This is a genomic window from Blastochloris viridis, assembly GCF_001402875.1.
In the GTDB taxonomy this organism is placed as follows: Bacteria; Pseudomonadota; Alphaproteobacteria; order Rhizobiales; family Xanthobacteraceae; genus Blastochloris; species Blastochloris viridis.
Map to the genome: position 1 here is coordinate 1,163,243 of NZ_CP012946.1, position 13,880 is coordinate 1,177,122.

Annotated in this window: 16 protein-coding genes; 9 read left to right on the forward strand and 7 right to left on the reverse strand. The window is 69.8% G+C overall.

Annotated elements, in window-relative coordinates:
- The first annotated feature begins 67 nt into the window (after window positions 1–67).
- The 5 genes from BVIR_RS05175 to BVIR_RS16285 all read left to right on the forward strand — a co-directional run bounded on the left by BVIR_RS05175 (window position 68) and on the right by BVIR_RS16285 (window position 4,799).
- A complete protein-coding gene (locus BVIR_RS05175) occupies window positions 68–739 on the forward strand; it encodes a hydrogenase-4 component E (protein ID WP_055038697.1) in 672 nt (223 codons plus the stop codon).
- On the forward strand, window positions 736–2,184 hold the full coding sequence (locus BVIR_RS05180) for a hydrogenase 4 subunit F (RefSeq protein WP_055036731.1): 1,449 nt from the start codon (window positions 736–738) through the stop codon (window positions 2,182–2,184). Before BVIR_RS05175 ends, BVIR_RS05180 begins: the two co-directional genes overlap by 4 nt.
- Before the next feature lie 4 nt (window positions 2,185–2,188).
- The gene (locus tag BVIR_RS05185; protein WP_082416733.1) at window positions 2,189–3,685 is read left to right on the forward strand and encodes a hydrogenase large subunit; all 1,497 of its coding nucleotides are present in this window, start codon (window positions 2,189–2,191) and stop codon (window positions 3,683–3,685) included.
- Window positions 3,686–3,689: 4 nt separating this feature from the next.
- Window positions 3,690–4,214, forward strand: coding sequence for an NADH-quinone oxidoreductase subunit B family protein (locus BVIR_RS05190; RefSeq protein WP_055036732.1), 525 nt, complete (start codon window positions 3,690–3,692; stop codon window positions 4,212–4,214).
- 336 nt (window positions 4,215–4,550) lie between these two features.
- Window positions 4,551–4,799, forward strand: coding sequence for a hypothetical protein (locus BVIR_RS16285; RefSeq protein WP_061349889.1), 249 nt, complete (start codon window positions 4,551–4,553; stop codon window positions 4,797–4,799).
- Window positions 4,800–4,830: 31 nt separating this feature from the next.
- Here the strand turns inward: BVIR_RS16285 and BVIR_RS05195 are convergent, their stop codons facing one another.
- Complete coding sequence (locus BVIR_RS05195) at window positions 4,831–6,090, reverse strand: glycerate kinase type-2 family protein (protein WP_055036733.1); 1,260 nt, start codon at window positions 6,088–6,090, stop codon at window positions 4,831–4,833.
- Window positions 6,091–6,100: 10 nt separating this feature from the next.
- Window positions 6,101–6,790, reverse strand: a complete 690-nt coding sequence (locus BVIR_RS05200; protein ID WP_055036734.1) for a GntR family transcriptional regulator — start codon at window positions 6,788–6,790, stop codon at window positions 6,101–6,103.
- 167 nt (window positions 6,791–6,957) lie between these two features.
- Between BVIR_RS05200 and BVIR_RS05205 the strand changes: the two genes are divergently transcribed.
- The gene (locus BVIR_RS05205) at window positions 6,958–7,764 is read left to right on the forward strand and encodes a 2-keto-4-pentenoate hydratase (RefSeq protein WP_145911854.1); all 807 of its coding nucleotides are present in this window, start codon (window positions 6,958–6,960) and stop codon (window positions 7,762–7,764) included.
- 173 nt (window positions 7,765–7,937) lie between these two features.
- Here BVIR_RS05205 and BVIR_RS05210 read toward each other — a convergent pair whose 3' ends face one another.
- Both BVIR_RS05210 and BVIR_RS16685 read right to left on the reverse strand, forming a co-directional pair.
- Window positions 7,938–8,459, reverse strand: a complete 522-nt coding sequence (locus tag BVIR_RS05210) for a DinB family protein (RefSeq protein WP_055036736.1) — start codon at window positions 8,457–8,459, stop codon at window positions 7,938–7,940.
- A 157-nt stretch (window positions 8,460–8,616) separates the two neighbouring features.
- A complete protein-coding gene (locus BVIR_RS16685; RefSeq protein ID WP_156331027.1) occupies window positions 8,617–8,787 on the reverse strand; it encodes a hypothetical protein in 171 nt (56 codons plus the stop codon).
- Window positions 8,788–9,137: 350 nt separating this feature from the next.
- On the opposite strand from BVIR_RS16685, the gene ndk reads away from it, so the two are divergent.
- The 3 genes from ndk to BVIR_RS05225 all read left to right on the forward strand — a co-directional run bounded on the left by ndk (window position 9,138) and on the right by BVIR_RS05225 (window position 11,243).
- Window positions 9,138–9,560, forward strand: coding sequence for a nucleoside-diphosphate kinase (gene ndk / locus BVIR_RS05215; RefSeq protein WP_055036737.1), 423 nt, complete (start codon window positions 9,138–9,140; stop codon window positions 9,558–9,560).
- A 175-nt stretch (window positions 9,561–9,735) separates the two neighbouring features.
- Window positions 9,736–10,434 (forward strand): TerC family protein, encoded by a 699-nt coding sequence (locus tag BVIR_RS05220; protein WP_055036738.1) that lies wholly within the window; start codon window positions 9,736–9,738, stop codon window positions 10,432–10,434.
- Between the two features lie 320 nt (window positions 10,435–10,754).
- Complete coding sequence (locus BVIR_RS05225; protein WP_145911853.1) at window positions 10,755–11,243, forward strand: hypothetical protein; 489 nt, start codon at window positions 10,755–10,757, stop codon at window positions 11,241–11,243.
- A 173-nt stretch (window positions 11,244–11,416) separates the two neighbouring features.
- Here the strand turns inward: BVIR_RS05225 and BVIR_RS05230 are convergent, their stop codons facing one another.
- The 3 genes from BVIR_RS05230 to purM are packed head-to-tail and all read right to left on the reverse strand — an operon-like array spanning window position 11,417 to window position 13,838.
- On the reverse strand, window positions 11,417–12,121 hold the full coding sequence (locus BVIR_RS05230; protein WP_055036740.1) for a glutathione S-transferase family protein: 705 nt from the start codon (window positions 12,119–12,121) through the stop codon (window positions 11,417–11,419).
- Window positions 12,118–12,759, reverse strand: a complete 642-nt coding sequence (purN, locus tag BVIR_RS05235; protein WP_055036741.1) for a phosphoribosylglycinamide formyltransferase — start codon at window positions 12,757–12,759, stop codon at window positions 12,118–12,120. Before purN ends, BVIR_RS05230 begins: the two co-directional genes overlap by 4 nt.
- A gap of 2 nt (window positions 12,760–12,761) precedes the next feature.
- Entirely contained in the window at window positions 12,762–13,838 is a 1,077-nt protein-coding gene (purM, locus tag BVIR_RS05240; protein ID WP_417852053.1) for a phosphoribosylformylglycinamidine cyclo-ligase, read from the reverse strand.
- Window positions 13,839–13,880 lie beyond the last annotated feature (42 nt).

The window sequence follows — 13,880 nt, forward strand, 5'->3', positions numbered from 1 at the left end:
TTTGCGGCAACGCCCTGTTCACGGCAGCGCGTCGCGGCCGCCGTGGCGCCGGCGCGATGAGGCCGAGATGAGCGATTTCGCCTTCGACCTCGCCCATTTGCTCGCCGGCCTGATGGTGGTGGCGAGCATGGTGCTGCTCTATCAGGACCGGTTGAACGCGGTGATCAACGTGTTCGCCGCCCAGGCCATGCTGCTCGGCGCCGCGGTGGGCTGGCAGGCCGAGATGCAGGGCGCCGGCCATCTGTGGATCACCGCCGTCATCGCCTTCGTCTTCAAGGGCGTCGTCATTCCCGCGGCCTTGCACGCCATGGTGCGCAAGCTCGGCATCCACCGCGAGGTGGAAGCGGTGGTCGGCGTCGGCCCGACCCTGATCGCCGGGCTCGCGCTCACCGCGCTCGCGGTGCTGGTGGTGATGCCGGCGACCGAGAACGCCAACCCGCTGTCGCGCGAGGACCTCGCCTTTGCGCTGGCGGTGGTGCTGCTTGGCCTTCTGATGATGATCACGCGGCGCAACGCCATCACCCAGATCATCGGCTTCATGTCGCTGGAGAACGGGCTGATCCTCGCCGCCGCCGGCGCCAAGGGCATGCCGCTGGTGGTGGAGGTGTCGGTGGCGTTCTCGATCCTGATCGCCTTCACCGTGTTCGGCGTGTTCGTGTTCCGCATTCGCGAGCGGTTCGACACCGTCGACATCGGCGCGCTCGAACGCTTCCGCGGCGAACAGCAGGACGACGCATGACCCCGCTGGTTGCCACCCCGGTCGTTGCCGTCATCGCCGTTCCCGCCGCCGCGGTGGTGGTGCTGGCGATGGTGTCGAACTATCGGCTCGGCGCCATTCTCAATGTCGCCTTTTCCGCGCTCAGCCTTGCCGCGGCGGTGTGGCTGCTGATGGCCGGGCCGTTCGTCACCGAGCTGTTCCTGGTCGACGATTTCAACATCTTCCTCATCTTGCTCAACGGCTTCGTCGGCTGCACCACCGCGATCTTCTCGGCGACCTATATCGGCCACGAGCTTGAGGTCGGCCGGCTGAAGCCGGCGTTCCTCCGGCTCTATCACGCCATGTATCAGGCGATGATGGGGGCGATGGCGCTGGCGCTGATGTCGAACAACATCGGCCTGATGTGGGTCGGCATCGAGGTCGCCACCATCTCCACCGTGATGATGGTCGGCATCTATCGCACGCCGCAGGCGCTCGAGGCGGCGTGGAAGTACTTCATCCTGGGCTCGGTCGGCATCGCGCTCGCCTTCCTCGGCACCATCTTCGTCTATGTCGCGGCCGAACAGCAGCTCGGCGGCGGCCTGACCTCGATGGCGTGGACCAACCTCAAGGCCAGCGCGGCGACGCTCGACGCCGGCCTGCTTTCGCTCGCCTTCGTGTTCCTCTTGATCGGCTACGGCACCAAGGCGGGGCTGGTGCCGCTGCACGCCTGGCTGCCGGACGCGCACGCGGAAGGGCCGACCCCGGTGTCGGCGGTGCTGTCGGGGCTGTTGCTCAACGTCGCGCTCTACGCGCTGCTGCGCTTCAAGATTCTGCTCGGCGGCAACCCTGCCACCATTCCCGGCGGGCCGGTGCTGATCGCGCTCGGGCTGATCTCGCTGCTGTTCGCCGCCTTGATGTTGTACCGGCGCAGCGACATCAAGCGCTTCTTCGCCTATTCCTCGATCGAGCACATGGGCATCGTGGCGTTCGCGTTCGGCATGGGCGGGCCGCTGGCCAATTTCGCCGGCCTTCTGCACATGACGATGCATTCGCTGACCAAGTCGGCGATCTTCTTCGCGGTCGGCCACGTCGCCCAGGTCACCCATTCCCAGCGCTTTGCCGACATCCGCGGGCTGTCGTCGAGCCACCCCGGCCTCGCCGTGGCGCTGGCGCTCGGCGTGCTCGCCATCGCCGGCCTGCCGCCGTTCGGGGTGTTCGTCTCCGAGTTCCTGGTGGTGACCTCGACGTTCTCGCGCCAGCCGCTGCTGGCGGTGCCGTTTGCGCTCGGCCTGCTGCTCGGGTTCGGCGCGCTGATCTGGCGGCTGCAGGATGTGTTGTTCGGCAGGCCCGAGGCGTCCTACGCCCGGCGCGAGGCCTCGCTGCTGCCGGTCTATATCCACATGATCCTGGTCCTCATCGCCGGCCTGTGGCTGCCCGATCCGGTGCGGCGCTGGTTCGAGACGGTGGCGGCGCAGCTGGGGTGAGGCGATGATGATGGACGCCACATTGCTCAGCGTGTTCACCGGCATGCCGGCGGCCGGCGAGCTGCCGTGGCCGCGGTTCGAGCTGTTGGGCGAGACCGAGTGGATCGCGATCGCCGAAGCGCTGGGGCGCGGCGAGGGCGATCTGGTCGCGCTGTTCGGCGATGACGCCGCCGTGCACATGGCGGTGCGCGGGCCGGTGGCGCTGCCGGCCGGAAGCGGCATCGTGTCGCTGCCGGTGCCCGAGCGCCGCTTCCCTTCGGTCGGCCGCCATCATCCGCCGGCAATAAGGCTGGAGCGCACCATCCGCGACCTCTACGGCCACGTGCCGGTCGGGGCGGTCGATGCGAGGCCCTGGCTCGACCACGGCGTATGGGGCGGCGGCGCCGCTGAGCCCTACGTCTTCCTGCCGGTGGAGGGGGAGGGGCTGCACCAGATCCCGGTCGGCCCGGTTCACGCCGGCATCATCGAGCCCGGCCATTTCCGCTTCACCGCCAATGGCGAGGTGGTGGTGCGGCTGGAGGAGCGGCTCGGCTACGTTCACAAGGGCGTCGAGGCGCTGGCGGTGGGCGCGACGCTCGATCGCGCCGCCAGGCTGGCCGGGCGGGTGTCGGGCGATTCCACCGTGGCCTATGCCTTGGCGTTCGCCCGCGCGGTGGAGGCGGCGCTGGGGCTGGAGCTGCCGCCGCGGGCGCGCCTGTTGCGCGGCGTGCTGGCCGAATTGGAGCGCATCGCCAACCACATCGGCGACCTCGGCGCGGTGTGCAACGACGCCTCGTTCGCGCTGATGCTGACCCATTGCGGCCTGCTGCGCGAGGAGGTTTTGCGCGCGTGTGATGTCCTGACGGGCCACCGGCTGATGATGGACCGCGTGGTGCCCGGCGGCCTTGCCGCCGACCTCACCGACGAGGGCGTGGAGCGCATCGCCAAGCTGCTCGACGTCCTGGAGCCGCGGTTCGAGCGCATCGTCGAGTTGTACGACCTGACGCCCTCGCTGCTCGACCGCACCGTCTCCACCGGGGTGGTGCGGCCCGATTACGTCCGCCGCTTCGCCGCCGGCGGACCGGTCGGCCGCGCCTCCGGCCGCGACTTCGACGCGCGGCGCGACCACGCCTATCCGCCCTACGACCGCGTTCCGCCCCGGATCGTGCTGCGCGAGGCCGGCGACGTCGACGCCCGGCTGTGGGTGCGGATCGATGAGGTGCGCGAGTCGATCCGGCTGGTGCGCGGCTTCCTCTCCGCGCTGACGCCGGGGCCGGTGACGGTGGCGCTGCGGCCGGTGGGAGAAGCGCGCGAGGGCGCCAGCGTCATCGAGGCGTTCCGCGGCGAGGTGTTCGCCTTCGTGCGCCTTCGGCCCGACCTCACGGTGGACCACCTGCACCTGCGTGATGCGTCGTGGTTCCAGTGGCCGCTGCTGGAGACCGCGATCGAGGGCAATATCGTCGCCGACTTTCCGCTGATCAACAAATCCTTCAACTGCTCCTATTCGGGGCAGGATTTATAGCCAGATGCGCACGTTCCTGCTCAAAGCGGTGTTCTCGAAGCCGGCGACCATGACCGGGCCTCAGCCCTCCGCCGCGGCGCTGGAGGAGGTCGGCCGGGCGCTGGAGGCGCGGGCGCGGCGGCTCTATGGCCGGGCGCTGTCGATCCGCCACGTCGATGCCGGCTCGTGCAACGCCTGCGAGCTGGAGCTGCATGCAACGAACAACGCCATCCACGACCTTGAGCGCTTCGGCATCAAGTTCGTCGCCTCGCCGCGCCACGCCGACGGGCTGATCGTCACCGGGCCGGTGGCCAAGAACATGAAGGTGGCGCTGGAACGCACCTTTGCCGCGACGCCTGACCCGAAATGGGTGGTGGCCTGCGGCGACTGCGCCGCCGATTGCGGCGTGTTCGCCGGCTCGGCCGCCATCGCCGGGCCGGTCAGCTCGGTCATTCCGGTCGATCTCACCATCGCCGGTTGTCCGCCGCGGCCGATCGCGCTGCTGGCAGGGCTGATCGCGCTGCTCGATCAGGCTGCCGCGAAGCGGTAAAGCCGCTGCCGAAACGGCATGTCGCGCGGCGCCCGAGCTTGCCGTGCCGATGGCACAAGGGTTCCGGCCGATGGGGCCGGGCGTCACAGCAAGGCCCAACTTCCACGGGCTGCGCCCGGCTTGCGATTTTGCGTCATTTTGCAATTTTAGGTGGGAAATATGCCAGTAATGGTTTTGTAACAGCTCCCCGCCACAATCCATGATTACGGCCGGTTGTGGGCGCGGCATCGGGGGGCGAGCCACGCGGCAAATCCATCGCCCTTGACCGAACGACGCGCGCGGAACAACGCGCGCGCAAGATAAAATTCTGTAAAACGAGGAAGCGTTGAGGTTGGCATGACAGAACATCGCGTGTTCACGCGGCTCCGGCCAAGCGGGAGAGTTTCCGATAAAGGGAAAATATTTGCGGATGTCCGAAGCCCCACCATTGAGTGCACCGTGGTTGACCAGAGTGCGCGGGGCGCGTGCCTGGATATCCACGGATCGTTGGAAATTCCCAAGAGATTCTTCTTCCTGCACGGCGGGGTCAAGAAGAGCTGCGTCGTGCTCTGGCAGAAAGGACGGCGGGTCGGCGTCAGTTACTGACCCCGCCATGCGCTCGCCGCGGGATCTGGTATCAAATCACCAGCACCGCGCGGAAATCGTTGACGTTGGTGCGAGTCGGGCCGGTGACGACGAGGTCGCCGATGGCGGCGAAGGCGGAATAGGCGTCGTTGTCGGCCAGCATCGCGGTGGGTGAGCGGCCGGCGGCCTTGAGGCGGGCGAGGGTGTCGGGCGTTGCCACCGCGCCGGCATTGTCCTCGCTGCCGTCGATGCCGTCGGTGTCGACGGCGAGGGCGTAGACGCCGGGAATTCCGGCCGCCGCCAGGGCAAATCCGAGCAGGAACTCGGTGTTGCGGCCACCTTTGCCGCTGCCGCGCACCGTCACCGTGGTTTCGCCGCCTGACAGCAGCACCGCGGGCTTGGCCACCGGCAGGCCGTGCTCGGCGACGGCGCGGGCGATGCCGGCCATCGCGGCGCCGACTTCGCGCGCCTCGCCGGTGATGGCATCGCCGAGAATGAGGGGGGTGAGGCCGGCGGCCCGCCCGGCGTCGGCGGCGGCGCGCAGGCTTTCCAGCGGCCGGGCGATCAGGCGGAAGACGGTGCCGGCAATGGCGCCATCGCCGGGCTTGATGGTCTCGGCGGCGGGGTCGAGCAGCCGGGCGCGCGCCGCCGCCGGCAGGGGCAGGCCGTAGCGGGCGACCACGGCGCGGGCGTCGGCCAGCGTCGAGGGGTCCGGCACGGTGGGGCCGGAGGCGATCACCGCCAGGTCGTCGCCGGCGACGTCGGAGATCGCATAGGTCCACAGCCGGGCCGGATAGGCCGCGGCGGCGAGCCGGCCGCCCGAGATCGCCGACAGGTGCTTGCGCACGCAATTCATCGCGGCGATGTCGGCGCCCGACCTCAGCAGCGCGGCGTTGACCGCCTTGAGGTCGGCGAGGCTGAGGCCGGGGGCGGGCAGCGTCAGCAGCGCCGAGCCGCCGCCGGACATCAGCGCCACCACCAGATCGTCGGCGGCGAGCCCCGACACCAGCTCCAGCATCCGCCGCGCGGCGCTGGCGCCGGCGTCGTCCGGCACCGGGTGGGCGGCCTCGACGATCTCGATCCGCCGGCACGGCACGGCGTGGCCGTAGCGGGTGACGACGAGCCCGCCCAGCGGGTGCGGCCAGGCCGCCTCGAATGCCTGCGCCATCGCCGCCGACGCCTTGCCGGCGCCGACCACCACGGTGCGGCCGGCCGGCTTCGGCGGCAGGTCGGTGGCGATCCGCGACGGCGCAGCGTGGGCGATGGCGATGTCGGCCAGCCGGCGGAGCAGGGCGCAAGGGTCGGTCGGCATGGCGGTCCGGTCACTCGAACAAGGCGGGGTGCTCGGCTTCCAGCCGCGGCAGCGCGGACTGGATGTCGGCGAATTCGGCGCGCACCGCGGCGGCCGCGGCGTCGGGGTCGCGGGCATCAATGGCGGCGAGGATGGCGCGATGGTGCGCCACCGTCGTCAGCATCGCCACCGAATCGGGCGCGCTCAGCCACCAGGCGCGGTCGACGTGGGTCTTGAGGTTTTCGAGCGCCTCCGCTGCGCTCGCCACGCCGCAGCCCGCCGCCAGCGCGCGGTGAAATTCGGCGTTGGCGTCGAGGACGCCGGCGCGGTTGCCGTGCTGGGCAGCGTCGGCCGCCGCCGCGAGCGCGGTGTCGATGGCGGCGCGGTGGCCGGCGTCGAACGCGGCGCAGCCGCGCCGCACCAGTTCGACCGCGACCGCCGCGCGCACCACCTGCGCCTCATGGAGCCGGCGGCTCGACAGCCGCACCACCACGGTGCCGCGCTGGGGCTGCACCGTGACCAGGCCGGCGCGGTCGAGCCCGATGAAAGCCTCGCGCACCGGCTGGCGCGATACGCCGTAGCGGATCGCGATGTCGAGCTCGGTGACGCGCTGGCCCGGCCGCAGCTCGAACCGGACGATGGCCGCGCGCAGCTCACGCTCAAGACGGCGGACGGTCGAATCGGTGCGCGAGCGGTTCGAATCGGCGTTTTGGGAGCGCATCACGTCAAAAACCGTACCTCCGCCTTCGCCATAAGGGTGGGTAAACCACATACAATGCGAAGCGGATGGTAACAGCATTACTTTTGCTCCACCATGAAGCCCTCTCGAAGACGTCGTCCCCCTATCGAGTTTCTCCGGGAGAGATGGCGAGTCCAATAATGAATACGATGTCTATCGAAGCAGCCGGTGCCGCCGGCATTGCCGAGGCCCTGGTTTCTGCCCGTCGCGCGGGGTGCCCGCTCGCCGGTTTTCCCGGAGTCGTTCCGCCCGACCTCGCGACGGCCTACGCCGTCCAGGATGCCGCCATCGCGCATTACGGGGTGCCGGTGGTCGGCTGGAAGGTGGCGATGATCGCGCCGCACTTCCGCGAGCGCTATCCCTCGGTGCGGCTCGCCGGGCCGGTGCTGGCCGGAACGGTGGTCATGGCCGAGGATGGCGTGGCCGTTGAGGTTCAAGTGGTGCCGGGCGGCTTTGCCGCGGTCGAGGCGGAGTTCGTGGCTCGGATCGGCCGCGACCTGCCGCCGCGCGCCGAGCCCTACACCGACGCCGAGGTGGCGCCTGCCATCGCCGCGCTGCACGCCGGCGTCGAGATCGCCGGCTTTCCGCTGGCCGACATCAACGGGTTCGGTCCCGGGGCGGTGATCGCCTGCTTCGGCAACAATGCCGGCCTGATCGTCGGCAAGCCGATCGCCGATTGGACGGTGCGCCTGGCCACCACCTTGGCCACCGACGTGACCATCGACGCGGTCGAGGTGGGCCGCGGCAGCGCTGCGGTGATTCCCGGCGGGCCGGTGGGGGCCACCACGTTCCTTGCCAACCACCTGTCGGCGCGCGGCATCGGCCTCAAGGCCGGCGACTGGGTGTCCACCGGTGCCACCACCGGCGTGCACGAAGTCCAGGCCGGTCGCTATGCCGAGGCCACGTTCGATGGCGTCGGGCGGATCGCGGTCCGCATCGTTGGCCCGGCCGGCTGATCGGCCGGTCGTTCCAGGCCGGCCGGCTGCCCGGCGCGGTGGCGCCACGCGGCCCAAGCTGCGCCGGAAAAAATTGCGCCGGAAAAAGATGACGGGCGTTCCGTGAGGAACGCCCGTCCGTGGGCCAAACACACGCCAACTTCCCCCGCCTGTGGCGTGCGTCAGGCTTCTCGTCAGGCCACCCGCGCGAGGCGGCCCGGATTGGTTTCCCGCTTGAAGCAGAGGAAGTCGTAGGGGCGCAGCGTCGCACCGACGCGCGTCAACCCCGCCCACAGCTCGCCGCGGTGATGAACGTGATGGGTGAACCCGTAGGTCAGCACGGCGGTGAGGGGCAGTTCCTCGACCAGCGGCTGGCGAATGGTGTGGTAGCGGACCGTCCGCCCCAGGTCCTCGTCCTTGAGGCGTTCGACGAAGGCGAGGATGCGGGCGTCGTCACGCTCGCGCGCCTCGCGCAGCTCGGCCAGATCGTCAAACAGCACGGCATCGACGCTGTCGGGCGCCTCGCCGTCGTCGTTGAGCTGAGACATCCAGCTGCGGTCGACCAGCAGCAGATGGTTCAGCGTCGCGATAATCGACCCGGCGGCGGCGGCGATGTCCTGGTCGAGCGCGTCGGGAGACACACCGGCCGCGGCGTCATACACGCGCTGGTTCGACCAGGCGTTGTATCGGGCCAACGTCACGAAGTGGTCTCTCATCCCAGGCTCCAGGCGCCGGATCCGGCCGATGTCCTCACCATGACAAAGCCGGATCGCGGCCGCTTTGATCTAGATCAGATGCGACCTCCTGCAACGGCCAAACCCGCGGCGTCCGTCACGGTCGCCATGCCGGAGCCCGCGGGGCAAGCGCTTGGATTCAAAAGAAAATCAAAAAATTCGCCGAATGTGGCGGCTGCACCGGCGGCATGGCGCCTCGCCGTCGGCCGCGATGCTGCGCTGCCGCGGCGCCTTCGCCGTTCCGGCGCTGCTGAATCCGAATGTTGGCACCGGCCGGTGACCGGCAGATGACCGCGAACAGCCGGGCCATGCGGCTTGTCGCGCCGCATGGCCGCTGCTAAGAGACCGTTTGGAAACTCGGACGGCAGGCCGCGTTGCGGCGCGAACTGCCGGACGCCAGGAGAAAAGCGAGGCCGATACCGGGGAGTACCTACGAGCTTTTTGACGCCGCGACCGGCGTTCGCCCCGCAACCCGAAGGGCCGGGCCGCTTTCGGGCGCCCGGTTCGTCGCCGACCTCGACCGTACTCCCCGGTACGCTCTTCGATCGGCTCCTGCCGGAGCGCCCGAAATCGGCTCCGGCGCGGCCCCGTCGGAGTTTCCAAACGGTCTCTAAGAGCCGGCCACTTCCTTTTCCATTCCTATTATCTTGTGAGGTTCCCATGGCGGTCGAGCGCACCTTCTCGATCATCAAGCCCGACGCGACGGCCCGCAACCTGACCGGCGCCATCAATGTGGTGATCGAACAGGCCGGCCTGCGCATCGTGGCGCAGAAGCGCGTCCGCATGACCCGCGGCGAGGCCGAGACCTTCTACGCCGTCCACAAGGAGCGGCCGTTCTTCGGCGAGCTGGTCGAGATGATGACCTCCGGCCCGGTGGTGGTGCAGGTGCTCGAGGGCGAGGGCGCGGTGGCGCGCTATCGCGAGATCATGGGTGCCACCAACCCGGCCAGCGCCGCCGATGGCACCATCCGCAAGCTCTACGCGAAGTCGATCGGCGAGAATTCGGTGCACGGCTCCGACTCCGTCGACAACGCCGCGATCGAGATCGCACAGTTCTTCGCCGGCAACGAGATCGTCGGCTGAGCCGACCCGAGGGCCCGGCCCTGGCGGCCGGGTTCTCTTCTTCCGGCCGGGGTGCGCCGGGCCTGCCGCCGCTGCGGCAGGCGAACGGCTGCAATACCGATACGTTCTTGCTGGACGGCGCGGGTGGACCGATGGTCCGCTCCGCGCGTTCGGCTGTGGAGACGGTGCTCGGTTCATGCTTCTCGACCATCCGGGGTTTTGGCTCGGCGCTTTTCAGATCGTCTGGATCGACATCCTGTTGTCGGGCGACAACGCCGTGGTGATCGCGCTGGCCTGCCGCCATCTGCCGCCGCGGCAGCGGATGTGGGGCATGGTGCTGGGCGCCGGCGCGGCGGTCAGCCTGCGTGTGCTGTTTGCCGGCGTCGTCACCGAACTGATGGTGCTGCCCTATCTCAAGCTGGTCGGCGCCGGCCTGCTGGTGTGGGTCGCGGTCAAGCTGGTGGTGCCCGAGCACGATGGCGCCGAGGGCAAGCTCGCCCCCGCCGACACGCTATGGCGGGCGGTGCGCATCATCGCCGTCGCCGATGCGGTGATGAGCCTCGACAACGTCATCGCCATCGCCGCGGTGGCCGATGGCAGCATCGTTCTGATCGCCTTCGGCCTCATCGTCTCCATTCCGCTGATCGTTGCCGGCAGCGCGGTGCTGATGCGGATCCTGGAGCGCTACCCGGCGCTGATCTGGGCGGGGGCGGCACTGCTCGGCTGGGTGGCGGGCGAGATCTTCGCCGAGGACCCGCTGATCGCCGGTCTGGTCGGCGCCGATATGGCTTTTCCCGTGAAGATGATCGCCGGAGCGGTTGGCGTCGCGCTCGTGCTCACCATCGGCTGGCTGGCGCTGCGGCGGCGCCGGGCAACGGCGGGGGACGCCGTCTGAGGCCACGGGCGCCGTCGCCGGTCCGATCCGCCGGATTTTCGTAACGGGCGGCGCCAATGCGAAATTGCACCAATTTCATTCATTACGCTGCTGCAATCTTGACAGCGGCGGCGGCGAGGGGCCTTTCATACGTCTCCGGCCGAGCACGCCGGAGGCCCGTATTCCCCTCGCCGAAACTCCCGTTTCCGAACTGGGATTTTCGGCGAAATCGCGTCCGGGGTCACGCAGTGATGGCCTGGACCCCGTATCAAGGCACCGCATGACACGGTAGCCCGAAACTTGGCGCGCGCGCCAGCGGCTGATTTTCAATGGACGGCCCCATGATTTCCCTCGGATCGGTTTCTGGCGCGGCGCGGCTCGTCCGCGTCGTCCTCGTCGCATTCTGTCTTCAGCCGGCGCTGGCGCTGGCCGGCGGCGCGCCGCCCGAGGACGGTGCCTTCCAGCGGCCGGGCGTGCCGCCATCCGGCCCGAGGGGGCTGCCGCAGGGCGCGGTGCAGCCGCCGGCGGGACAGGCGACCCAGCAGCGGCAGCAGGGCTCGGTGTTCGCGCTGCCGCCGCCGCCCGAAGGCGGGGTGAAGAATGCCGAGCAGGCCCGGCTGCGGCTGCAGGACATCTGCATGTACCGCACCGCCGAGGCCGAGAATCCGACCGCGGACAATGGGCCGCGTTGCGCCTGCTACGGCAGGACGCTGGCCAAGTCGTTCAACCCGGATGAACTCGCTGCGTTCGCCGCCGCCGACGAGGTGCCCGAGGGCGCCCGCGACCGCGCCGATGCGGTGTGGCTCGGCTGCAAGGGCAAGCGCGACTGACACGGTTTCCGGCCCGTCGCGGCGGAACCGGCAGAAACCACCTCGCCGAAAAGCCCTGATCAGACAGTGGTATTTGGCAGGAAGGCCGACGAAACGCCGGCCCGATCGGCCGGACTTCGTTTGACCGGCACTGCTTGGCGCGGATCCGGCGGCCGGCCGATGCCGCCGCCGGATCAGCTGCGGTCGGCGAAATACTGCGCCATCACCCGGTCGCGATACGCCACCAGGTTGGGGTGGCGCTCGATGGCGTCGCGGGTCGGCGAGTCGAACACCGGGCACAGGATGGCGATCAGCATGCCGGCGACGGCGGCGTCTGCGCCACACGGCTTCTCGCCCATCAGGAACGGCTTGTCGCCGAGGATGGCGGCAACCGAGTCCACCGCTCGCCCGGTCAGTTCGGCGACCTCGGCGCGGGAGTGGCGGCCGAAGCCCTGGCCCTTCAGCACGCTGCGGATCTTGCGTTTGATGACAAAAATTGCCAGCTGGCGCAGCGGCGGCGGGATGCGCTTGAAGAAGGTCTTGGGGCCGTTGGTGAAATTGGCGTCGTCCATCCAGCGGTCGTGGACCAGTGCCCAATAGAGCTGGTCCTCGATCATCTTCTCCACCGCCCAGGCGATGCCGCGCGCGTTGGCATCGAGCCCGTGGTCGAAATCGACGCCGTACGTCTTCTCGATGTGGAAGCGGATGAAGGTGGAGTCCGGCACGCGGGCGCCGTCGTCGTCGATATAGGGCAGCTTGCCCTTGGGCGCCTTGTGCATGCCCGAGGTGTCGATGCGGTAGGGCAGCCCGGCGAATTTCAGCAGCAGCTCGGCCTTGAGCACGAACGGGCTGGGATCGGGCAGGCCGAAGGCGGGGCCGAAACCGTACAGCGTGATCATGGCGACTCCGTCGAGCGGGCGGGGACCACGAGCGCCTGCGCCGGGCCGGCGCAGGCGGGCTTGAGGCCGCGGGCAAGCCGGGCCAGCGCCGCCGGGTAGATGACGTGCTCCTGCGCCAGCACCCGCGCGCTCAGCGTGTCGGAGGTGTCGTCCGGCAGCACCGGCACCGCCGCCTGCGCCAGGATCGGCCCGGCATCGACCTCCGGCACCACCAGATGCACGGTGCAGCCGTGGATCTTCACCCCGGCGTCAAGCGCTCGCTCGTGGGTGTCGAGGCCGGGGAAGGCCGGCAGCAAGGCGGGGTGGATGTTGAGCATCCGCCCGCTCCAGCGCGCGACCAGCCACGGCGTCAGCACCCGCATGAAGCCGGCGAGGCACACCAGCTCGACGCCGGCGGCCTCAAGCTCGGCGTGCAGCGCGGCCTCGAACGCGGCGCGGTCTTTGCCGAAAGGCCGGCTCTCGACCACCTTGGTGGCGACGCCGGCGGCCGCGGCGAGGGCGAGTCCGCCGGCGTCGGCCTTGTTCGACACCACCAGAGCGATCTCGGCCGGGAAGTCGGGCGCCTTCGCCGCCGCGATCAGCGCCGCCATGTTGCTGCCGCGGCCGGAAATCAGCACCGCGGTTCTGACCCGCGCCATGGTCAGGCCAGATCCAGCCGGCCGGTGTAGGCGACGCGCGGGCCGTCCGGCGCGACCGTCACCACCTCGCCGAGGGTGTGGACGCTCTCGCCCGCCGCGGTGAGGGCGTTGCGCACTTGGTCGGCGTCGGCGGCGGCGGCGATGACGACCATGCCGATGCCGCAGTTGAAGGTGCGCAGCATCTCGGCCTCTTTGACGCCGCCGGCCGCGGCCAGCCATTTGAACACCGGCAGCACCGGAACGGCGGAAAGGTCGATGCGGACGCCGAGGCCGCCCGGCAGCGAGCGCGGGATATTCTCGGTGAAGCCGCCGCCGGTGATGTGGGCCATCGCCTTGACGGCGGCGGTGTCGCCGATCGCCTGCAGCAGGCTCTTGACGTAGATGCGGGTCGGGACCAGCAGCGCCCGGCCGATCGGCTCGGCCGGGGCGAACGGCGCGGGCTGATCCCAGCCGAAGCCGGCGTCGGTGACGATGCGCCGCACCAGCGAATAGCCGTTGGAATGAACGCCCGAGGCGGCGAGGCCGAGCACGACGTCGCCGGCCGCAACGTCGCCGCGCGGCAACAGCTGGCCGCGCTCGGCGGCGCCGACCGCAAAGCCGGCGAGGTCGAAGTCGCCGCCGGAATAGACGCCGGGCATCTCGGCGGTCTCACCGCCGATCAGGGCGCAGCCGGCGATGCGGCAGCCCTCGGCGATGCCGCCGACGATGTCGGCGCCGCGCACCGGGTCGAGCCGCCCGGTGGCGAAATAATCGAGGAAGAACAGTGGCTCGGCGCCCTGGACCACCAGGTCGTTGACGCACATGGCGACGAGGTCGATGCCGATGGTCGCGAGCTGGCCGGTCTCGGCGGCGATCTTGACCTTGGTGCCGACGCCGTCGGTGGTCGAAACCAGGATGGGGTCGGTGAAGCCGGCGGCCTTGAGGTCGAAGGCCGCGCCGAACCCGCCGATCTCGGCGTCGGCGCCGCGGCGGCGGGTCGCCCGCACCTTGGGCTTGATCAGCTGCACCAGCCGGTTGCCGGCATCGATGTCGACGCCTGCCTCGGCATAGGTCAGGCCGCTTGCGCTGTCGCGTCTCAGGCTCATGTCGTTCTCCCGGCCTTGGGGGTTAAGGCCAAACGT